A 19,124-nucleotide genomic window follows, 5' to 3' on the forward strand; every position below is an offset into this window, starting at 1 on the left:
GGGCGTGATTCATTCCGCGCCGTCCGTGACGCTCGAAAGTGGCGCGGCGACATTCTCGAGCGACTTCCGCTCCGCATCCACGCCCCATATCGCAGCGATCACCGCGGCTGCGAGCATCAGCCCCGAGCCGACCAGATAGCCCGAAAACACTTCGCTGCGCTGATGCGTATCGATCAGCCGGCCGAAGAACGCCGGGCCAATGATGCCGCCTAGCGCTGTACCGAATGCGTAGAACACCGCGATCGCCAGCGCGCGGATCTCCAGTGGAAACGATTCGCTGACCGTCAGATATGCCGAACTCGCTGCCGCCGAGGCGAAGAAGAAGACCACCATCCACGCAATCGTCTGCGTCACGACGGTGAGCATATGCTGCTCGAACAGGTAGCCGCTCAGCGTCAGCAGGATGCCGGACAGCGCGTAAGTCGTAGCGATCATTTTGCGTCGCCCGATGACGTCGAAGAGCCGGCCGAGCACCAGCGGTCCAAGAAAGTTACCGAGTGCGAACGGCAACAGATACCAGCCAATGTGGTCACCCGGCACGTGATAGAAATCGGTCAACACCAGCGCGTAGGTGAAAAAGATCGCGTTGTAGAAAAACGCCTGAGCGGTCATCAGCGACAGGCCAACCAGCGCGCGCCGTCGGTGCACATTGAACAGCGTGTGAAACACCTCGCGCAACGGCGTATGTCCGCGTGCGCGCAGTTTTAGCCGCGTGAGGTCGTGGTCGGAGAGTGCATGGCCTTCCTTGCGAAGGCGTGTTTCGATGCCTTCCACGATCGAGCGCGCATCGCGTTCGCCGCCGTGTGTAAGCAGCCAGCGAGGACTTTCGGGTACCCAGATGCGCATCGGCAGAATCGCCAGCGCCAGCACCGCGCCGATGAAGAAACAGGCGCGCCAGCCCCAGTCGCCCGGCAGTAAATTCGGATCGAGCAGGATCAGTGAGCCCGCCGCGCCGAGTCCCGCACCGATCCAGAAAGTGCCGTTGATGCCGAGATCGGTCCAGCCGCGCACCCGCGCCGGCGTGAATTCCTGGATCGTCGAATTAATCGCCGTATATTCGCCGCCGATGCCTGCGCCGGTCAGAAAGCGAAACAGCAGAAAACTGGCGAGATTCCATGACAGCGCGGTCGCCGCGGTGGCGGCCAGATACAGCGCGAGTGTGATGAAGAACAGTTTGCGGCGGCCGAGACGGTCGGTCAGCCAGCCGAAGCCGAGCGCGCCGAGCACGGCGCCGGCAATGTAGGCGCTGCCGGCAAGCCCTACGTCGGCGTTGGTAAAGTGCAACGATTGGCTAGACTTCAGCGCACTGGCCACAGCGCCCGCGAGCGTGACCTCAAGACCGTCCAGCAGCCACGTTATGCCCAGCGCGACAACGATCAGCGAGTGGAAGCGCCCCCAGGGCAAACGGTCGAGCCGCGAGGGCAGGTCGGTTTCAATGACAGCGGCGTTTTTCTCGTGAACAGCGGCGGTAGGCGGCGCGCTCATTGCTGTAAGTCTCCTGATTGTCGAAAATTGGCGGCGTATCCTGTCGAATCCAGCAATTTTTGTTCCGTCGAGCGGGCTTGGGACATTATTGCGGGCGTCCCGGAAAGCGTCAGTTGATGCTGATTGGGCTTTCGTGTTACAAAGCCGCTCCCCTTTCTGTCCGCGCCAGCCGTGAGCGGCGATTCCTGCCATGAACTATTGCGCGATTGATTTCGGTACTTCCAATTCGGCCGTAGCCGTCCCTGACGGCGCTGCGCTTAGGCTTGCGCCGGTCGAGGGCGCCTATACGACGCTGCCGACCGCCGTCTTTTTCAACACCGACGAGAACACCCACGAGTTCGGGCGCTCGGCGCTTGCGGCGTACATCGACGGTTTTGACGGCCGTCTGATGCGCTCGATGAAAAGTATTCTCGGCTCGCCGCTCGCCGAGAATTCGACCGATCTCGGCGACGGCTCGGCGATCAAGTACACGGACATCATCGCGATTTTCGTCGACCACCTGAAGCGCTCCGCCGAGAAGAGCGTCGGTGGACCGATCAGCCGTGCCGTGTTGGGCCGCCCGGTGTTCTTCGTCGACGACGATCCGCGCGCGGACCAGATGGCGCAGCAGCAACTCGAAGCCGCGGCGCGTTCAGTCGGTTTGCGGGAGATTCACTTTCAGTATGAGCCGATCGCGGCCGCGTTCGACTACGAATCGCATCTGACAGAAGAGGGACTCGTGCTGGTGGCCGATATCGGCGGCGGCACGTCGGACTTTTCGCTGGTGCGAGTGGGGCCGGAGCGGGTGACGCGCGTCGAGCGGAAGGACGACGTGCTGGCTCACCACGGTGTGCACGTTGCAGGCACCGATTTCGACCGCCGCGTCGAACTGGTGACGATCCTGCGCGAACTCGGCTACCAGACGCTTGACCCCGAAGGCCGTGAGATTCCTAGCCGCATCTATTTCGACCTGGCGACCTGGCACCTGATCAACACCGTCTACGCACCGAAGCGCGTCAGCGAACTCGCGCTCATGCGGCATCTGTTCATCCAGGCCAAACATCACGATCGCCTGATGCGCGTCGTGGAGCGCCGCTTGGGGCATGCGCTGGCGGCTCATGCGGAAGAGGCGAAGATTGGCGTGGCGGCGGGTGGCGAAACCGTGATCGACCTCGACGAGGTGGAAGACGACTTACGCCTCGCATTCGACGAAGCGCAACTCATCAAGGCCGGTCAGGATGAGACGCAGCGCATCGTGCAGGCGGCGCGCGATACGGTGCAGGCGGCTGGCGTCGCCCCGCGTGACGTCAACGCGATTTATTTCACGGGTGGCTCGACCGGATTAGCGTTTCTATCGAGTGCCTTGGCGGCCGCATTTCCGGATGCCAAAGCGGTATTCGGCGACCGTCTTGCCAGCGTTGCGACAGGTCTCGGTATTCACGCGCGACGTCTATTCGGATAACCAGACTAACCAATCGCATACTGCCGGGATAATCACTGTATGCAATGGCGATGGATATAAAAAACCCCGCCGAGGCGGGGTTTTTTTGCGTCCAGAAGGAAGCGTGCCTGCTTACGCCGGCTTGATGTCAGCAGCTTGCTTGCCCTTCGGGCCCGTCTTCACTTCAAACGTAACCTTTTGGTTTTCTTGCAGCGTCTTGAAGCCTTCCGTACGGATTTCCGAGAAATGCGCGAACAGATCTTCGCCACCGCCGTCCGGCGTGATGAAGCCAAAGCCCTTTGCGTCATTGAACCACTTGACGGTACCGGTTTCCATATTACTTGTTCCTAAAGATGGTAAATAAGGCCGAAGCCCAATGGGTGCGCATGAAAATCAAGGAAGGGGGTAATGGGACCAACCGGAGTACCGTTGATGGGCGAACTACGAAAGACCAATTCACTCGCCGCTTGAAATCCTGCCCGAACGTTATACGGCCATTTCAGGCCAAGGTCAACACTCCGGGCCGAACTTTACGATATTTTGATAGATTGGCGCAAAAGTTGCTTACAAAGCTTGCTATTCGCCCGAGAATTTTGCTAGGGAGAACCCTTGGTTTCGCTGCAACGTACGGGTGCAACCGTTAAACTACGCGCCGCGCGTCGGTTGCACCTGATTGGAATGGGCCGTCGCGTATGCATGCGCGTCACCCGTCTCCAGCGCCACAAGCGTTGTCACGCGGTGCCGACATGGTCTGCTGCAACTCGCATGGGACCGGAGTAAGTGCTAAAGCACGCACTCCGGCCGACACAGGAGAAGATGTGAAAAGTTCTATACAACGGAACATCGGGCCAGTCGCGCTCTTGCTGACCGGCTTGGGTTCGATCATCGGATCGGGCTGGCTTTTCGGCGCGTGGAAGGCTGCAAAAATTGCCGGGCCGGCTGCCATTTGTGCATGGGTCATTGGGGCGGTCGTGATTCTCGCGATTGCATTGACGTACGCAGAACTCGGCGCGATGTTCCCCGAGTCCGGCGGCATGGTGCGTTACGCGCGCTATTCGCACGGTGCACTGGTTGGTTTCATCAGTGCATGGGCCAACTGGATCGCCATTGTCTCGGTGATTCCAATCGAGGCTGAAGCCTCCATTCAATATATGAGTACATGGCCGTATCCATGGGCGCATGCGCTATTCGTGGACGGGTCATTAACGACTACCGGGCTATTGCTGTCCGCAGCGCTCGTGATCATTTACTTCCTGCTGAACTACTGGGGCGTGAAACTGTTCGCGCGCGCCAATTCGGCAATCACGATCTTCAAGTTCCTGATTCCGGGGGCGACGATCCTCGGTTTGATGCTGACGGGCTTCCACAAGGAAAACTTCGGCGAAGCGAGCACCTTTGCGCCGTATGGCTGGTCGGCTGTGCTGACGGCAGTGTCGACGAGCGGTATCGTGTTTGCCTTCAACGGTTTCCAGAGCCCGATCAACCTCGCGGGTGAGGCGCGCAATCCGGCCAGGAGCGTACCGTTTGCGGTGATCGGCTCGATCCTGCTGGCGCTGGTGATCTACGTGCTGCTGCAGGTCGCGTATATCGGCGCGGTGAGCCCGGGCGACGTGATGAAGGGCTGGAGCCACTTCAACTTCGCTTCGCCGTTCGCCGAACTGGCGATCGCGCTGAACCTGAACTGGCTGGCTATCCTGCTGTACGTCGACGCGTTCGTCAGCCCGAGCGGCACGGGCACGACCTACATGGCCACCACTACCCGCATGATCTACGCGATGGAGCGCAACAACACGATGCCGAAGATGTTCGGCAACGTGCACCCGTTCTACGGGGTGCCGCGTCAGGCGATGTGGTTCAACCTGCTGGTGTCGTTCATTTTCCTGTTCTTCTTCCGCGGCTGGAGCTCGTTGGCGGCGGTGATCTCGGTTGCGACCGTGATCTCGTACCTGACCGGCCCGATCAGCCTGATGGCGCTGCGCCGCGCGGCGACGGATCTGGAGCGCCCGCTGCACATTCCGGGCATGAAGATCATTGCGCCGTTCGCGTTCGTGTGCGCGTCACTGATCCTGTACTGGGCAAAGTGGCCGCTGACCGGCGAAATCATTCTGCTCATGGTCGTCGCGCTGCCGGTGTACTTCTACTTCCAGGCCAAGTCGGGTTTCGGCGGCTGGGGGCGTGATCTGAAGGCCGCATGGTGGCTCGTGGCCTACCTGCCGGTGATGGCGATCCTGTCGCTGATCGGCAGCAAGGAATTCGGTGGCCGTGGCGTCCTGCCGTATGGCTGGGACATGCTGGTGGTGATCGCGTTCTCGCTGGTGTTCTACTACTGGGGCGTGCATAGCGGCTATCGCTCGGACTACCTCGAGGAGCGTCAGACGCACGACGAAGTTCTCGAAGGCATGGGCGCACATTAAGAGTTGCTGCGCTAAGTCTTCCGCCGGATCAGCTTGATCCGGCACAGTACGAAAAAGCCCGCCTGGTTGCTCAGGCGGGCTTTTTTGTTTGCGACGGCGCTCAGATCCTGTTTGGGTGTTTCCGATGGCGCTGGGTTGCCGTCGAATCAGGCCGTGCCGAACACGTAATTCGTCATGGCGAGCGACCGTTGGTAGGTCCCAAGCGACTGGATTGCCAGCGAATAATCGTCGTCCGCCGCCCCAAGGGCCGCGAATACGGGCAGCAGGTGCTCGTCGGTGGGATGCATCAGCACCGCGTGCGGCGCCTGACGGCGGTAGTCGAGCAACGCCTCGATGTCATGCGCAGCGAGCTTTGCCTCGAACCAGCCGGTGAATTCGGCCACGCGCGGGTCGGCGTCCTCCGGGCGCGCGGAAAAGTCGGCTGCGCGCAGGTTGTGCGTGATCTGGCCCGAGCCGATCACCATCACGCCGTCGTCTTTCAGTGAGCGCAGCGCGCGACCCACGCGGAAGTGATGGGCGGCGTCCTGGTGCGGCTGGATCGACAACTGTGCGACCGGCACGTCGGCGGCCGGGAACATCAGCAGCATCGGCACCCACGCGCCGTGATCGAGCCCATGCGGCTGGGCGTTGGTAAGGATGCCGTGTTCACCGAGCAGTACGGCGGCACGGCGCGCCACAGCGGGCGCACCCGGAGCCGGATACTGAATTTCATACAACTGACGCGGGAAGCCGTAGAAATCGTGGATGGTTTCCGGTGCGGTGGAGGTGCTCACCTCAGGCTGTGCCGTGCCCCAATGGGCCGACAGCATCAGCACGGCTTCAGGACGCGGCAATTGCGCCGACAGTGCGCCGAATTCGGCGGACGGCATGGATGGGTCGATTGGCAGCGTAGGTGCGCCGTGGGAAAGGAAAAGCGACGGTAAGCGATTCATGGCAGCAACGCCGCCGCAGGGATGCGGCGCGGAAGTGGGGTTGCTATCAATATAGGTCCGTACCGACGTTTGATAAACGGGTGAAAACGGAATTGATTGTGTCGCCGGTGTTATTAATCGATATCCCGCCGCGCGTGTTATTCCTGCTGGTCGCGCAATCCTTGCCACGCCGGCGACAAAGCAGGTCCAAGCGCGAAGAGATCCAGCACACGCGCCACCGTGTGATCGACCATTTCGTCGATCGAGGTGGGGTGGTTGTAGAAGGCAGGTAAGGGCGGGAAGATCACGCCGCCCATTTCGGTCACGGCCGTCATATTGCGCAGATGCGCGAGATTGAACGGCGTTTCGCGCACGAGCAGCACGAGCCGACGGCGCTCTTTGAGCGTGACATCGGCGGCGCGGGTGATCAGGTTGTCGGAAAAGCCATGTGCGACGCTGGCGAGCGTCTTCATCGAGCAGGGAGCGATCACCATGCCATCGGTCGCAAATGAGCCGGACGCGATGCTCGCGCCGACATCGCGTACCGAATGAACGACATCCGCGAGCGGATGCACGTCTTCTTTGCTCAACTGGAGTTCGTGCTGGATATTGAGCCAGCCTGCGCTCGAAATCAGCAGATGGCTTTCGACGCCGCCCAGCCTGCGCAACGTCTCGAGCAACCGGATGCCGTAGATGGCGCCGGTTGCGCCGGTAATCGCAACGATCAGCCGGCGTGGCGCCGCAGCGCGTGTTTCCATGGCTCGCGGCGCCTTATCGGAGGACAACAAACGTTCGGACAGCGGCCGCTTAAGCCGCGGCAAACAGCTGCTGCAGTTCGCCCGATTCGTACATTTCCATCATGATGTCCGAGCCGCCGACGAATTCGCCCTTCACATAGAGCTGCGGAATGGTCGGCCAGTTCGAGAACTGCTTGATGCCCTGGCGGACTTCGTCGTCTTCCAGCACGTTGACGGTTTTGATTTCGCCGACGCCACATGCCTTCAGAATCTGGATGGCGCGGCCGGAAAAGCCGCACATCGGGAACTGAGCGGTGCCCTTCATGAAGAGCACGACATTGTTTTCGTCGACGATTTGCTTGATGCGTTGTTGCGTATCCATGACTGACCTTGCGGTTCCGTTATGTGTAGGGAATAGGCTGAAATGATAGCGGATTTCGGTACGACCGGCCGAGGGCCGCTTTGTCACCCTTGGAGATTGAGGCCATTCATCGAGGTCAACCGTGCAACAGGCCGCCGCTGATTCGCTCGATGCCGGCCAGATCCTGCTCCGAGCGGACTTGCTCAAAACCTTGCGCCGTCAGCAGGCCGCGTACGGCTTCCGCCTGATCGTACCCGTGTTCGATCCACAATACGCCGTTGGCGGCCAAACGCGCGGGCGCCCCGGCGATGATCGCGCGGATCGCGCTGAGTCCGTCGGACTCGTCGGTGAGTGCGCCGCGCGGTTCGAAGCGCAGATCGCCTTCCGACAAATGCGGATCGTTGCTCGCGATGTACGGTGGATTGCTGACGATCACGTTAAGGTGCAATGCTGCGTCGAGCGAGCTGTACCAGTTGCTTTGCTGCAATACCACGGCCCCGCCGGGGCGTTTGGTATCCAGCAGACGTGCGGCGTTGCGTGTGGCTACCGCCAGCGCTTCGGCGGAACGGTCCAGCGCCCAGACCTGCGCGTCGGGCCGCATCGAGGCAATCGCCACGGCAATCGCGCCGGTGCCCGTGCCGAGATCGAGCACGCACGGCCGCGCGATGTTTTCCATTGCCGCTAACGCCGTTTCGACCAGCAATTCGGTTTCTGGACGTGGAATCAGCACGTCGGGCGTCACTTCGAAATCAAGCCCAAAAAATTCGCGTGCGCAGACCAGCTGCGCCACCGGCTCTCCGGCGACACGTCGCGCTTCCAGCAACCGGTATCGTTCAACTAGCGTGCCGTCGAGCGCTTCATCGCTGCGTGTAATCAATTGCGTATGCCGCCAGCCGAGCACGTGCGTGAGCAGAATCCGCGCTTCGAGCGACGGCAGTGGCGAGGCGCGCAACAACGCGGCAGGGGTGACCGGATCCATCCGCGCTTAGTCCGCGTCGCCCAGCGATGCCAGCAACTCGGCCTGATGCTCGCTGACCAGGGCCGCGATCAATTCATGGAGATCGCCGTCCATGATTGCGTCGAGGCGATACAGCGTCAGATTGATCCGGTGATCCGTCAGACGTCCTTGCGGGAAGTTGTAGGTGCGAATCCGTTCCGACCGATCACCCGAGCCGATCAGGCTCTTGCGCGTTGCGGCTTCCTTCTGCTGCTGCTCGTGTGATTGCTTGTCCTTGATGCGCGCAGCCAAAACCTTCAGCGCCCGATCCTTGTTCTTGTGCTGCGACCGGTCGTCCTGACATTCGACGACGATACCCGTCGGCAAGTGTGTGACGCGCACGGCTGAGTCCGTCTTGTTGATGTGCTGGCCGCCCGCACCGGACGCGCGGAACGTGTCGATGCGCAGATCGGCCGGATTGATCTCGACTTCGCCGATTTCGTCCGCTTCCGGCATTACCGCGACCGTGCACGCCGACGTGTGAATGCGGCCCTGCGTTTCGGTAGCCGGCACGCGTTGTACGCGATGGCCGCCCGACTCGAACTTGAGCTTGGAATAGGCCGCTTCGCCGGCGATCCGCACGATCACTTCCTTGTAGCCACCCAGATCCGATTCGCTCGCCGACATCATCTCCACTTGCCAGCGATTGCGCTCGGCAAAACGCAGGTACATGCGCAGCAAATCGCCCGCGAACAGCGCCGATTCGTCGCCACCTGTTCCGGCACGGATTTCGAGAAAGATGTTGCGGTCGTCGTTGGGGTCTTTGGGCAGCAGCATTTTCTGCAATTCGGCGCCGAGTTTTTCCATCCGCTCGCGCGCCGCGCGGATTTCCTCTTCCGCAAAGTCGCGCATCGACACGTCCGCCAGCAGTTCCTGCGCGGTCGCTGCGTCGTTCATTGCGTGGCGCCACAGCGCGTAGTGCTCGACGACCGGCCCGAGCTCGGCGTGTTCACGCGTGAGCTTGCGGTATTGGTCGAGATTCGAGGTGATGTCCTCGCGGCTCAACAGGTCGTTCAGTTCGGCCAGCCGGGTAGTGAGCTGGTCGAGCTTGCGTTGCATGCTCGTTTTCATCGGACGGGTATCGGAGCGGACTCCGGCAAAGACGACGACTAGGGAAGTGGGCGGATGCCCTGGTCAGAAGCACGTCGCGGGCCACAGGGTGGCGCGGACGTTGCGGCAGTGGCTGCGCCGCTAACGCTCCGTAGAACCGGAGTGTTTGTAGAAGCCGCTCATCAACTCGATGAGCGTGTCACGGTTCTCGCTGCTCGCGCGATTGAGCGCGTGCGTGGGGCCGTGGATCAGTTTGTTGGTGAGCGATTGCGACAGCGCTTCGAGCACCGCCGCCGGGTCGTCGCCGCGCGCGAGCATTTTCTGTGCGCGTTCGACTTCGGCGCGACGCAGCACGTCGGCCTGAGTATGCATGTGACGGATCACTGGCACGATGCTGCGCGCGTCGAGCCATTGCATGAAATTCTGCACACGCGTTTCGATGATTGCCTCGGCCTGGGCAACCGCGGCTTGCCGCGACGCGTTGCCTTCGCGCACGATCGCGCCGAGGTCGTCGACGGTGTAGAGGAACACGTCTTCCAGCTGGCCGACTTCGGGTTCGATATCGCGTGGCACGGCCAGATCGACCATGAAAATCGGCCGGTGACGGCGTGCTTTCACCGCTCGCTCGACCGCGCCCAGACCGATGATCGGCAGGGTGGAAGCCGTACACGACACGATGATGTCGAATTCATGCATGCGCGTGGGCAGTTCCGAGAGCGGGATCGCCCGGCCGTTGAAGCGTTCGGCAAGGCGGGTGCCGCGCTCTGCGGTGCGGTTTGCGACCACGAGTTCACGTGGCTGCTGCGCTGCGAAGTGCGTAGCGCACAACTCGATCATTTCGCCCGCGCCGATGAACAGCACGCGCTGGTTCGAGACCTTGTCGAAAATCCGCTGCGCGAGCCGCACGGCGGCTGCCGCCATGGAAACCGACTGCGCGCCGATTTCGGTCGTGCTGCGCACTTCCTTCGCAACGGCGAAGGTGCGCTGGAACAACTGGTTCAGATAGGTGCCAAGCGCGCCGGCTTCAGACGCCGTACGCACCGCATCCTTCATTTGTCCGACGATTTGCGTCTCGCCGAGCACCATCGAATCGAGGCCCGATGCGACGCGGAACGCATGGCGCACGGCCTCCGACTGCGGCAGCGCATATACATGCGGCGCGAGTTCGTCGATGGGCAGGTTGTGGTACTTCGAGAACCACTGGATCGCGGCTTCCCGCGCGGCCTGGTCGTCGGTCGCACAATAGAGTTCGGTGCGATTGCAGGTGGACAGAATTGCCGCTTCCGGCGCCGTGCGGGCGGTGCGGCCGAGCCAGATGCTCTTGAAGGTGTCCAATGCAGGCTTGATCTGTTCGAGCGGAAACGCCACGCGTTCGCGCAAGGCGACAGGAGCAGTGTGGTGATTGATTCCGATCGTTAGAAGCTGCATATGGGGAGCTATGGTTTAGCCCAATATTATAGCGTTTTCATCATTCTTACATTGTTCACACGTCATTTGGCCTCTACAACGGCCTCTGGCGGGATTGCATCGAGTTGATAGCCGTAGCCGTAAAGCGGTGTCAGGCAATAACCATACTCCGGGCGCAACTGCAGTTTGGTCCGCACGCGCGACGCGTGGGTGTCGACGGTGCGCGACTTTACGTCGCGGCGGCGTGTCCAGACGGTTTCGAGAATATGCGCGCGCGACACCGGCCGTGACAGATTGGTAAATAGCAGCAATGCGAAGCGAAATTCCTTCGGCGTCAGGGCGACCGTATGGTCACGAAATGTGACGGCGAAGCGCGCCGCGTCGAACGCATAGCCGCCGATCGTGTCACGCCGCCGGTTGGGCGGCCGCCGCAGGCCCGCCCGTCGCAGCAGTGCGTCCACTCGGGCCAGCATTTCCGGGCCGCGGACCGGTTTGGTCAGGCAGTCGTCGGCGCCAGCGTGCAGCGCGGCAACAATCTGGCTCTCGCGTGGCTCCGACAGCAGCACGATCACCGGCAAGCTCGGCAGGATAGAGCGGGCACGCGGGATCAAGTCTTCAGCGGAATGGTCGCCGGCCCAGCCGTCAGTAATGAGAAGATCGAAGAATTCGTCGGCGGCGCGATGCAGGAACGGGGCGCTCGCAGTGAAGTGTTGGCACATATGGCCGCCGGCAAAGATCAGTCGGCCGACTAATGTGGCGTGCCGAAGGTCCGGCTCGATAAGGGCGATTCGCATGGCGCGCTTTCAGCCTGGCAATAATCGAGGACCGGGATTCTCCGTAAGGCTTACAGCTTGCCTAACATCACCCCGACCCCTAAACTCAACCGCTATGCGGAAAGCGCCGTGCTGAACCTTTATAGTTAATGAGACAAAAATGCTAGCTGCCCAAACCTCCGGCGCCCATGAGACGAATCTGAAACTGCGCGGGACGAATCTAAAACTGCGCCAGACCCGCCGCTAATGGGTTGGTCCGGAATCCTGGTACTGGGCGCCGTGATCGGCCTGGCGGGATGGTGGCTGCATCCGCTGCGCCGTTCGAGCCGTGCCCAATGGTGGGTCGCGCTACTGGCCGGCTTGTTGGGCGCGGGTGTCGCACGCATGGCCGGCAACGTGGTCGGTCTCTTTCATGATGGCGGTATGCTCGAATGGCCGGTATGTACCGCCATCGCGCTGGTCGCCGTTGCCGTGACGGTCGGCTTGCTTTCCCGTCGATGAATACTTGCAGGTGACTCTGATGAATGCCCGACTTCCCGAAACTTCCTCCATCCCTGAACGACTCGCGACATTGCGCAATGCGATGGCGCGCGAAGGCGTAGCCGCTTATCTGGTGCCGTCCGCGGATCCGCATCTTTCCGAATATCTACCCGGGCGCTGGCAAGGCCGGCAGTGGCTGTCGGGTTTCACCGGATCGGCCGGCACGCTGGTCGTGACCGCCGATTTCGCCGGCGTGTGGACCGACAGCCGCTATTGGGAACAAGCCAATGCGCAGCTGGCCGGCACCGGCGTTCAGTTGATGAAGATGACCGGCGGCCAGCAGACCGTGCCGCATTTCGAATGGCTCGCGCAGAACGTCGCAACCGGTGGCACGGTTGGCGTGGACGGGGCCGTGCTCGGTGTGTCGGCGGCGCGTGCTTTGAGCCAGGCGCTCACCGCGCATGGCGTGAAACTGCGCACCGACGTCGATCTGTTCGACGCGATCTGGCCGCAGCGTCCGTCGCTGCCTGTCGCCGCCGTGTTTGAGCATGCCGCCCCGCACGCAAGCGTCGCCCGTTCGGAAAAGCTCGCGCAGATTCGCCGGGCGATGGCGGAAAAGGGCGCGCAGTGGCACTTTATTTCCACGCTCGACGACCTTGCATGGCTTTTGAATCTGCGCGGCGCCGACGTCAGCTATAACCCGGTGTTCGTGGCGCACGCGCTGGTCGGTCAGGAGAGCGCGTCTCTGTTCGTCGCCGACGGCAAAGTGCCACAAGCGTTGGCCGATGCGCTCGCGCTTGATGGTATCAGCGTCGAGCCGTATGCAAAGGCGGCCGATGCACTGGCCGCGCTGCCGGCCGGCAGCACACTGCTGATCGACCCGCGCCGCATTACGTATGGCTCGCTGCAACTGGTGCCGTCTACGGTGAATGTCGTCGAGGCGGTCAATCCGTCCACGTTCTTCAAGTCGCGTAAGACCGAGGCAGAAGCAGAGCACGTGCGCGAGACGATGGAGCAGGACGGCGCGGCACTTGCTGAATTCTTCGCGTGGTTCGAGGGCGCGTTGGGCCGTGAAACGATCACCGAACTGACGATCGACGAGCGCCTGACGGCAGCCCGCGCGCGCCGTCCGGGCTTCGTATCCCTGAGCTTTGCGACGATCGCCGGCTTCAACGCGAACGGCGCGATGCCGCACTACCGCGCGACCGATGATGCGCATCTGGTGATCGAGGGCAATGGCCTGTTGCTGATCGATTCGGGCGCACAGTATCTGAGCGGCACGACCGACATCACCCGCGTTGTGCCGGTCGGCACCATCAGCGAGGCACAGCGGCGCGATTTCACGATTGTGCTGAAAGGCACCATGGCGCTGTCGCGCGCGAAATTCCCGCGCGGCATCCGTTCGCCGATGCTTGACGCGATCGCCCGCGCGCCGATCTGGGAAGCTGGTGCCGATTACGGTCACGGCACGGGTCACGGCGTGGGCTATTTCCTGAACGTGCACGAAGGCCCGCAGGTGATTTCGCACTACGCGCCGGCCGAACCATGGACGGCGATGGAAGAAGGCATGATCACGTCGGTCGAGCCGGGCATTTACCGGCCGGGCAAGTGGGGCGTGCGGATCGAGAACCTGGTGCTGAACGTGCCCGCGGAGAAAACCGAGTTCGGTGATTTTCTCAAGTTCGAAACGCTGACGCTGTGCCCGATCGACACGCGTTGCCTCGATCTGTCGCTGTTGCGTGACGACGAGCGCGCATGGCTCAATGCGTATCACGAGATGGTGCGCACGCGCCTGTCGCCGCATGTGTCGGGTGAGGCCAAAGCGTGGCTGGAGTTGCGCACACAGCCTATCTGATCGTGTCGCCACGACCTTACTGACGGAGAGTGCATGGGCATCAAGGCAGTCGTGTTCGATTTCGGTGGCGTGCTGATCGACTGGAACCCTGAGTATCTATATCGTCAGTTGATTCCTGACGAAACGGAGCGCCGCTGGTTTCTGACTCACGTCTGTTCGATGGACTGGGTGGTCCGTCAGGACGGCGGCCAGCCGATAGTCGAGGCAACAGACGAACTGATCGCGAAGTTTCCCGATCACGCGCCGCTGATCCGTGCGTTCTACGAGCGCTGGCACGAGATGGTGGCCGGCGTGCTGGAAGAGGGCGTGGCAATCATGGAAAAGCTCGAAGCCGCCAATGTGCCGCTTTTCGGGCTGACGAACTGGTCGGCGGAGACGTTTCCCTATGCGTGGGAGCATTACCCCGTGCTGCGGCGGTTCCGCGATATCGTCGTATCGGGCAGGGTGAAGCTGGTAAAGCCTGATCCGGCGATCTTCGCGGAAATGCGTCAGCGGATCGAGGCGCAACTGCCGGGCATCCAGCCGGACGAACTTGTCTTCATCGACGACAATCTGAAAAACGCCGAGGCCGCAACGGCGCTCGGCTGGCACGGCGTGCATCACACGGGCGCCGCGCAAACCGAAGCGAAATTGCGCGAACTGGGGTTGCCGGTTTAAGCGCGGGACGCCGGTTAAAGCGGTGACGCGGCGCGACTTCGCTTTAACGGCGCCGTCGGCCTCGGCCCGCTTACTGACCAAGCAGATTCTTCAACGCGTTACCCAATCCTTTCACTGTCTCCCCGGCGCCCTTCGCCACGCCTTCGACGCTCACGCCCATCGCTTTCGCAAACCCGGCGCCGAGGCGCGTCATCAGACTTTCCTGAACCGAAAACTTTGGGTCGCGCAAATTCCCATCCAGCACGAAATGCAGCGTGATGTCGCCATCGTGCGTCTTGAGCGCGGCGATGGCGGCTTTGGTCGGAATCGACATGAAGGTGTCGAGCGGGTTGTCGCTGTCGGCGAGTTGCAAATGGTGGATCGTCACCGTGCCAGGCGCGTGCAACTGATAGTTGCGCACCGTCGAGTCGACCGTCAGGTCGATCGTGCCGCCCGTCACTTGCGCCTTTGCGCCGGTTTTTTTCAACAGGTATGGATCGAGCATCACGACATCGACGTCGCGCAGTTTGCTGGTGGTCTGCGAATCCTTGCTGGCGATCTTGATCCACCCGTCGAACGAAACCGTGCCCGTGTGTGCCGGGCCCTTGATTGAGCCGGTGACGCTGACGTTGGTCGGTTCGCTGAGCGCGGGCAGATGCAGGTGGTCGACGGTCGCGTTGGCGTTACTGACCGTCACTTTGAATGCCGGCGGACCGACCGTCATGTCGTAAAAATGGAAGTTACCTTGCTCGAAGCTGATGTGGTCGATCAGTTTTTCGCGGGGAGCGGTTGCCGCTACGCCGCTGGCTTCTTCGTCGGACTTGTTGACGGATTGCCGTAGATTCGGCAGCAGGCGGATCGCGCCGTCCTTGGTGCGCAGTACTGCGAGGTCGAAGCCGCGCACCACCACGCTACGAATATGCATGCGCCGCACGAGCAGATCGCGAATATCGGGCGTGAGCGTGATTTCGTCGGCGCGTAGCGGATCACCGGCGGGCCAGCCGGGCGGCGCTTTGAGCAGAACGTTGGTGAGATGGACTGAGGTGAGGCCGACCCGGATGCTTTCGGCGCTGCCCAATGGACCGAGCGCCGCAATCACCCGCTCTTTGACTTCGCGCTGCGCGAACTGCAGCGCACCGACCGCGACGACGATTAGCACCAGCAGCACGCCGCCTATCGCAATGGCCCAGCGCTTGCCCTTCGACATCGCCATGCTTGCCTCCTCGTCGCCGCGCTGTGCACGGTGTGGATGTGATTGGCCTGAGCGTGCGCGGGTTGAACGCACATTGGTTTGATATGGCGGAGTTGCCGCATCCCGCCGGGACAACGTGTATCACGCCGTGGCACGCAATGCGTGTGCCCTGCCGTTCATCGGACAAACGCAAGGCGTTTCCGGCGTGTGCCATGGAGGGCAGAAGGACCGGCTGATCGGCCAGGAGCTAACTGAGACCCGCAAAGCGGCCGACCTGGCGGTCAGTAAAGCGGTCAGCAATCCTGTCAGCAAGAAAACGACCAGCAAAACAGCCCGCTCGTCGACCGACGAGCGGGCTGCCAAGCTTGCGATTTATCGTGCGATCGGCTTGTAACGCAGACGCTTCGGGCGTGCAGCTTCTTCACCGAGGCGTGCGCGCTTGTCCGCTTCGTATTCCTGGTAGTTGCCGTCGAAGAACGTGATTTGCGAATCGCCTTCGAATGCGAGGATGTGCGTCGCGATCCGGTCGAGGAACCAGCGATCGTGCGAGATCACCATCACGGAGCCGGCGAATTCCAGCAATGCATCTTCGAGTGCGCGCAGCGTTTCGACGTCCAGATCGTTCGACGGTTCGTCCAGCAGCAGTACGTTGCCGCCCGCGATCAGCGTCTTCGCCAGATGGAGCCGGCCGCGTTCACCGCCCGACAGATTGCCGACGGTCTTCTGCTGGTCGCCACCCTTGAAGTTGAAGCGGCCGATATACGCACGCGACGGCGTCTCATACTTGCCGACCGTCAGCACGTCAGCACCGCCGGAGATTTCCTCGAATACGGTCTTCGAGCCGTCGAGCGCGTCGCGGCTTTGGTCCACGTAAGCGAGCTTGACCGTCGGGCCTTGCACGATTTCGCCCGAATCCGGCTGTTCGCGGCCGGTCAGCATGCGGAACAGCGTCGACTTACCGGCGCCGTTCGGTCCGATGATGCCGACGATCGCGCCAGCCGGAATCTTGAAGCTGACGTCGTCGAGCAGCAAACGGTCGCCATACGACTTGCTGACGTTCTTGAACTCGATCACTTCATTACCGAGGCGATCGCCGACCGGGATGAAGATTTCCGAGGTTTCATTGCGCTTCTGGTAGTCCTGGCTGTTCAGTTCCTCGAAGCGGGCAATACGCGCCTTCGACTTCGCCTGACGGCCCTTCGGGTTCTGTCGTACCCACTCCAGTTCCTTCTTGATCGCCTTCTGCCGCGCCGATTCCGACGATTCTTCCTGCTTCAGGCGCTCTTCTTTCTGATCGAGCCAGCTGCTGTAGTTGCCCTTCCACGGAATACCGTGGCCGCGGTCGAGTTCGAGAATCCACTCGGCGGCGTTATCGAGGAAGTAGCGATCATGGGTCACGGCGACAACGGTGCCCGGGAAGCGTGTGAGGAACTGTTCTAGCCAGTCGACCGATTCCGCGTCCAGGTGGTTGGTCGGCTCGTCGAGCAGCAGCATGTCCGGCTTTTCGAGCAGCAGCTTGCAGAGTGCCACACGACGCTTTTCACCGCCCGACAGGTGCTCGATTTTCGCGTCCCACGCCGGCAGACGCAGCGCGTCGGCGGCGATTTCGATTTGCTGTTCGGCGCTGCCATCAGTGGTGGCGAGAATGGCTTCGTACTTTGCCTGATCGGCGGCGAGCGCGTCGAAATCGGCGTCTGGCTCCGCGTAGGCGGCATAGATTTCGTCGAGTTTCTTCTGCGCGCCGAAGACGTCGCCGAGACCTTCTTCGACCGCTTCACGCACCGTCTTGTTCGGATCGAGTTGCGGCTCCTGCGGCAGATAGCCGATGTTCAGGTTCGGCATCGGCGTGGCTTCGCCTTCGATGTCTTTGTCCACACCGGCCATGATGCGGATCAGCGTCGACTTGCCCGAGCCGTTCAGGCCGAGCAGGCCGATCTTCGCCCCGGGGAAGAACGACAGCGAGATGTCTTTCAGGATCTGACGCTTGGGCGGCACGATTTTGCCGACCCGGTTCATGGTGAAGACGTATTGGGCCATTTGCTTGCAATAGACGTTGACGACGCCGGCCGCATGGGGGCGGGCGGTCGTGGGTGGATGGGTAATCGGTGTGTTGGCCGGGCAGTGCGCCCGGCGCCGGCCGGCGCGGCGTCGAGCGCGGCTTCGAGCCCCGCGACGCCCCACGCGCGGGCGGGTGGTTCAGGTGGCATTGTACTTCGGGGCGGGGCGGGGCGGGGCGGGGCGGGGCGGTGGCGGCAGAGGGCGTCCGCAGCGACGTCAGTTCGCGCGCCGTCCCGTCGACGGATCGAAGAAATGCAGATGGTGCGCGGGCAGCGCGACTTGCAGCGCTTCGCCTGCTACGGGGCGATGCGTGTGCGGCAAGCGCACGGTCACGTCGTGCTTGCCCCAGCGGCCATGCGCGAGGTTGTCCGCGCCGAGCAGTTCGCAGGAATCGACGGTCAGCGTCGCATGAGATGCGTCAGCTTGACCCGGTGTCATGTGCTCCGGACGAATGCCGAGCGTCCATTCGCGGCCCTTCGCAACTTCCCGGCCGATCGCCGCCGCGCCTGTGAGCGGCAGCTTGGGTCCGTTGCCCGCTACCTCGAATGTAGAACCATCATCCGACACCCGGCCTTCCAGCAGATTCATCCCCGGCGAGCCAATGAAGCTCGCGACGAACACCGTCGCCGGCCGCTCGTAGACCTCGGTCGGCGCACCGATCTGCTCGGCGTGACCCTTGTTCATCACGATCACGCGTTGCGCCAGCGTCATTGCTTCGATTTGATCGTGGGTGACGTACAGGCTGGTTGTGGCAAGCCGCGCATGCAGGCGCTGGATTTCGAGGCGCATCTGTACCCGTAAGCGGGCATCCAGATTCGACAGCGGCTCATCGAACAGAAACACGGCCGGCTCGCGCACGATCGCGCGACCCATGGCGACGCGTTGCCGCTGACCACCGGACAACTCGCGCGGCTTGCGTGCGAGCAGCGGTTCAAGCTCGAGAATCTGCGCCGCGGCCTGCACGCGCTTCGTAATCTGTGCACGATCGACGCCCGCAATCTTCAGCGCATAGCCCATGTTCTCGGCGACGCTCATATGCGGATACAGCGCGTAGTTCTGGAACACCATCGCGATGTTGCGATCCTTCGGCTCCAGTCGATTGACCACCTTGCCGGCAATCGAGATGGTGCCTTCGGAAATGCCTTCGAGCCCGGCCACCATCCGCAGCAAGGTCGATTTGCCGCAACCCGACGGGCCGACCATCACGACGAACTCGCCGTCCGCGACGTCTACGTCGATGCCGTGCAACACGAACTGTTTGCCGTCGTAGGTTTTTTTAACGCTTTGCAGAGTCAGTGCAGCCATGCTGTTTTAGCCTTTTCGTTGCTTGCCGCGCTTGCTACGCCTC

Annotated in this window: 18 protein-coding genes; 6 read left to right on the top strand and 12 right to left on the bottom strand. The window is 62.0% G+C overall.

Annotated elements, in window-relative coordinates:
• Positions 1 to 9 precede the first annotated feature (9 nt).
• The gene (locus ACUN0E_RS22105; RefSeq protein WP_408235955.1) at positions 10 to 1,485 is read right to left on the bottom strand and encodes an MFS transporter; all 1,476 of its coding nucleotides are present in this window, start codon (positions 1,483 to 1,485) and stop codon (positions 10 to 12) included.
• A 190-nt stretch (positions 1,486 to 1,675) separates the two neighbouring features.
• On the opposite strand from ACUN0E_RS22105, the gene ACUN0E_RS22110 reads away from it, so the two are divergent.
• Positions 1,676 to 2,926 (top strand): Hsp70 family protein, encoded by a 1,251-nt coding sequence (locus tag ACUN0E_RS22110; RefSeq protein ID WP_408235952.1) that lies wholly within the window; start codon positions 1,676 to 1,678, stop codon positions 2,924 to 2,926.
• A gap of 111 nt (positions 2,927 to 3,037) precedes the next feature.
• On the opposite strand, the gene ACUN0E_RS22115 is transcribed toward ACUN0E_RS22110, so the two are convergent.
• Entirely contained in the window at positions 3,038 to 3,241 is a 204-nt protein-coding gene (locus ACUN0E_RS22115; RefSeq protein WP_035554962.1) for a cold-shock protein, read from the bottom strand.
• 482 nt (positions 3,242 to 3,723) lie between these two features.
• Here ACUN0E_RS22115 and ACUN0E_RS22120 point away from each other — a divergent pair, with 482 nt between their 5' ends.
• The gene (locus ACUN0E_RS22120) at positions 3,724 to 5,319 is read left to right on the top strand and encodes an APC family permease (protein ID WP_408338250.1); all 1,596 of its coding nucleotides are present in this window, start codon (positions 3,724 to 3,726) and stop codon (positions 5,317 to 5,319) included.
• A 146-nt stretch (positions 5,320 to 5,465) separates the two neighbouring features.
• Here ACUN0E_RS22120 and ACUN0E_RS22125 read toward each other — a convergent pair whose 3' ends face one another.
• The 7 genes from ACUN0E_RS22125 to ACUN0E_RS22155 form a co-directional block, all read right to left on the bottom strand.
• Positions 5,466 to 6,251, bottom strand: coding sequence for a DODA-type extradiol aromatic ring-opening family dioxygenase (locus ACUN0E_RS22125; protein ID WP_408235946.1), 786 nt, complete (start codon positions 6,249 to 6,251; stop codon positions 5,466 to 5,468).
• Between the two features lie 137 nt (positions 6,252 to 6,388).
• Positions 6,389 to 6,988, bottom strand: coding sequence for a UbiX family flavin prenyltransferase (locus ACUN0E_RS22130; RefSeq protein WP_445567952.1), 600 nt, complete (start codon positions 6,986 to 6,988; stop codon positions 6,389 to 6,391).
• A gap of 49 nt (positions 6,989 to 7,037) precedes the next feature.
• Positions 7,038 to 7,349 (bottom strand): Grx4 family monothiol glutaredoxin, encoded by a 312-nt coding sequence (gene grxD, locus ACUN0E_RS22135; protein WP_012434475.1) that lies wholly within the window; start codon positions 7,347 to 7,349, stop codon positions 7,038 to 7,040.
• 115 nt (positions 7,350 to 7,464) lie between these two features.
• A complete protein-coding gene (gene prmC / locus ACUN0E_RS22140) occupies positions 7,465 to 8,307 on the bottom strand; it encodes a peptide chain release factor N(5)-glutamine methyltransferase (RefSeq protein ID WP_445567953.1) in 843 nt (280 codons plus the stop codon).
• Between the two features lie 6 nt (positions 8,308 to 8,313).
• On the bottom strand, positions 8,314 to 9,396 hold the full coding sequence (prfA, locus tag ACUN0E_RS22145) for a peptide chain release factor 1 (protein WP_408235937.1): 1,083 nt from the start codon (positions 9,394 to 9,396) through the stop codon (positions 8,314 to 8,316).
• A 120-nt stretch (positions 9,397 to 9,516) separates the two neighbouring features.
• On the bottom strand, positions 9,517 to 10,803 hold the full coding sequence (hemA, locus tag ACUN0E_RS22150; RefSeq protein ID WP_408235934.1) for a glutamyl-tRNA reductase: 1,287 nt from the start codon (positions 10,801 to 10,803) through the stop codon (positions 9,517 to 9,519).
• 62 nt (positions 10,804 to 10,865) lie between these two features.
• Positions 10,866 to 11,576: a response regulator transcription factor gene (locus tag ACUN0E_RS22155; protein ID WP_408235931.1), complete on the bottom strand. Its 711-nt coding sequence runs from the start codon at positions 11,574 to 11,576 to the stop codon at positions 10,866 to 10,868.
• Positions 11,577 to 11,801: 225 nt separating this feature from the next.
• On the opposite strand from ACUN0E_RS22155, the gene ACUN0E_RS22160 reads away from it, so the two are divergent.
• Genes ACUN0E_RS22160 through ACUN0E_RS22170 form a run of 3 tightly spaced genes read left to right on the top strand, consistent with a single transcriptional unit; the run spans position 11,802 to position 14,547 of the window.
• On the top strand, positions 11,802 to 12,056 hold the full coding sequence (locus ACUN0E_RS22160) for a hypothetical protein (protein ID WP_408235928.1): 255 nt from the start codon (positions 11,802 to 11,804) through the stop codon (positions 12,054 to 12,056).
• Positions 12,057 to 12,075: 19 nt separating this feature from the next.
• Positions 12,076 to 13,890 carry an aminopeptidase P family protein gene (locus tag ACUN0E_RS22165; RefSeq protein WP_445567954.1) on the top strand — a complete coding sequence of 605 codons (1,815 nt, stop codon included), beginning with the start codon at positions 12,076 to 12,078 and terminating at the stop codon, positions 13,888 to 13,890.
• Between the two features lie 33 nt (positions 13,891 to 13,923).
• Positions 13,924 to 14,547 (top strand): HAD family hydrolase, encoded by a 624-nt coding sequence (locus ACUN0E_RS22170; protein WP_445567955.1) that lies wholly within the window; start codon positions 13,924 to 13,926, stop codon positions 14,545 to 14,547.
• Between the two features lie 70 nt (positions 14,548 to 14,617).
• On the opposite strand, the gene ACUN0E_RS22175 is transcribed toward ACUN0E_RS22170, so the two are convergent.
• Entirely contained in the window at positions 14,618 to 15,739 is a 1,122-nt protein-coding gene (locus ACUN0E_RS22175) for a DUF748 domain-containing protein (RefSeq protein ID WP_445567956.1), read from the bottom strand.
• Between the two features lie 115 nt (positions 15,740 to 15,854).
• On the opposite strand from ACUN0E_RS22175, the gene ACUN0E_RS22180 reads away from it, so the two are divergent.
• Positions 15,855 to 16,112 (top strand): hypothetical protein, encoded by a 258-nt coding sequence (locus tag ACUN0E_RS22180; protein ID WP_445567957.1) that lies wholly within the window; start codon positions 15,855 to 15,857, stop codon positions 16,110 to 16,112.
• Here the strand turns inward: ACUN0E_RS22180 and ettA are convergent.
• Both ettA and ACUN0E_RS22190 read right to left on the bottom strand, forming a co-directional pair.
• Positions 16,091 to 17,755 carry an energy-dependent translational throttle protein EttA gene (gene ettA, locus ACUN0E_RS22185; RefSeq protein ID WP_408235916.1) on the bottom strand — a complete coding sequence of 555 codons (1,665 nt, stop codon included), beginning with the start codon at positions 17,753 to 17,755 and terminating at the stop codon, positions 16,091 to 16,093. The genes ACUN0E_RS22180 and ettA overlap by 22 nt on opposite strands.
• A gap of 237 nt (positions 17,756 to 17,992) precedes the next feature.
• Positions 17,993 to 19,081, bottom strand: coding sequence for a sn-glycerol-3-phosphate import ATP-binding protein UgpC (locus ACUN0E_RS22190; RefSeq protein WP_445567958.1), 1,089 nt, complete (start codon positions 19,079 to 19,081; stop codon positions 17,993 to 17,995).
• Between the last annotated feature and the right edge of the window lie 43 nt (positions 19,082 to 19,124).

Source organism: Paraburkholderia sp. D1E, from assembly GCF_052682275.1.

What these genes read in the sequence shown, in the direction of transcription:
- hemA (WP_408235934.1), bottom strand. Translation starts at nt 10,803, where the DNA reads ATGCAGCTTCTAACGATCGGAATCAATCACCACACTGCTCCTGTCGCC.
- ACUN0E_RS22165 (WP_445567954.1), top strand. Translation starts at nt 12,076, where the DNA reads ATGAATGCCCGACTTCCCGAAACTTCCTCCATCCCTGAACGACTCGCG.
- ACUN0E_RS22175 (WP_445567956.1), bottom strand. Translation starts at nt 15,739, where the DNA reads ATGGCGATGTCGAAGGGCAAGCGCTGGGCCATTGCGATAGGCGGCGTG.
- prmC (WP_445567953.1), bottom strand. Translation starts at nt 8,307, where the DNA reads ATGGATCCGGTCACCCCTGCCGCGTTGTTGCGCGCCTCGCCACTGCCG.
- ACUN0E_RS22170 (WP_445567955.1), top strand. Translation starts at nt 13,924, where the DNA reads ATGGGCATCAAGGCAGTCGTGTTCGATTTCGGTGGCGTGCTGATCGAC.
- ACUN0E_RS22130 (WP_445567952.1), bottom strand. Translation starts at nt 6,988, where the DNA reads ATGGAAACACGCGCTGCGGCGCCACGCCGGCTGATCGTTGCGATTACC.
- prfA (WP_408235937.1), bottom strand. Translation starts at nt 9,396, where the DNA reads ATGAAAACGAGCATGCAACGCAAGCTCGACCAGCTCACTACCCGGCTG.
- ACUN0E_RS22160 (WP_408235928.1), top strand. Translation starts at nt 11,802, where the DNA reads ATGGGTTGGTCCGGAATCCTGGTACTGGGCGCCGTGATCGGCCTGGCG.
- ACUN0E_RS22125 (WP_408235946.1), bottom strand. Translation starts at nt 6,251, where the DNA reads ATGAATCGCTTACCGTCGCTTTTCCTTTCCCACGGCGCACCTACGCTG.
- ACUN0E_RS22115 (WP_035554962.1), bottom strand. Translation starts at nt 3,241, where the DNA reads ATGGAAACCGGTACCGTCAAGTGGTTCAATGACGCAAAGGGCTTTGGC.
- ACUN0E_RS22190 (WP_445567958.1), bottom strand. Translation starts at nt 19,081, where the DNA reads ATGGCTGCACTGACTCTGCAAAGCGTTAAAAAAACCTACGACGGCAAA.
- ACUN0E_RS22105 (WP_408235955.1), bottom strand. Translation starts at nt 1,485, where the DNA reads ATGAGCGCGCCGCCTACCGCCGCTGTTCACGAGAAAAACGCCGCTGTC.
- ACUN0E_RS22155 (WP_408235931.1), bottom strand. Translation starts at nt 11,576, where the DNA reads ATGCGAATCGCCCTTATCGAGCCGGACCTTCGGCACGCCACATTAGTC.
- ettA (WP_408235916.1), bottom strand. Translation starts at nt 17,755, where the DNA reads ATGGCCCAATACGTCTTCACCATGAACCGGGTCGGCAAAATCGTGCCG.
- grxD (WP_012434475.1), bottom strand. Translation starts at nt 7,349, where the DNA reads ATGGATACGCAACAACGCATCAAGCAAATCGTCGACGAAAACAATGTC.
- ACUN0E_RS22110 (WP_408235952.1), top strand. Translation starts at nt 1,676, where the DNA reads ATGAACTATTGCGCGATTGATTTCGGTACTTCCAATTCGGCCGTAGCC.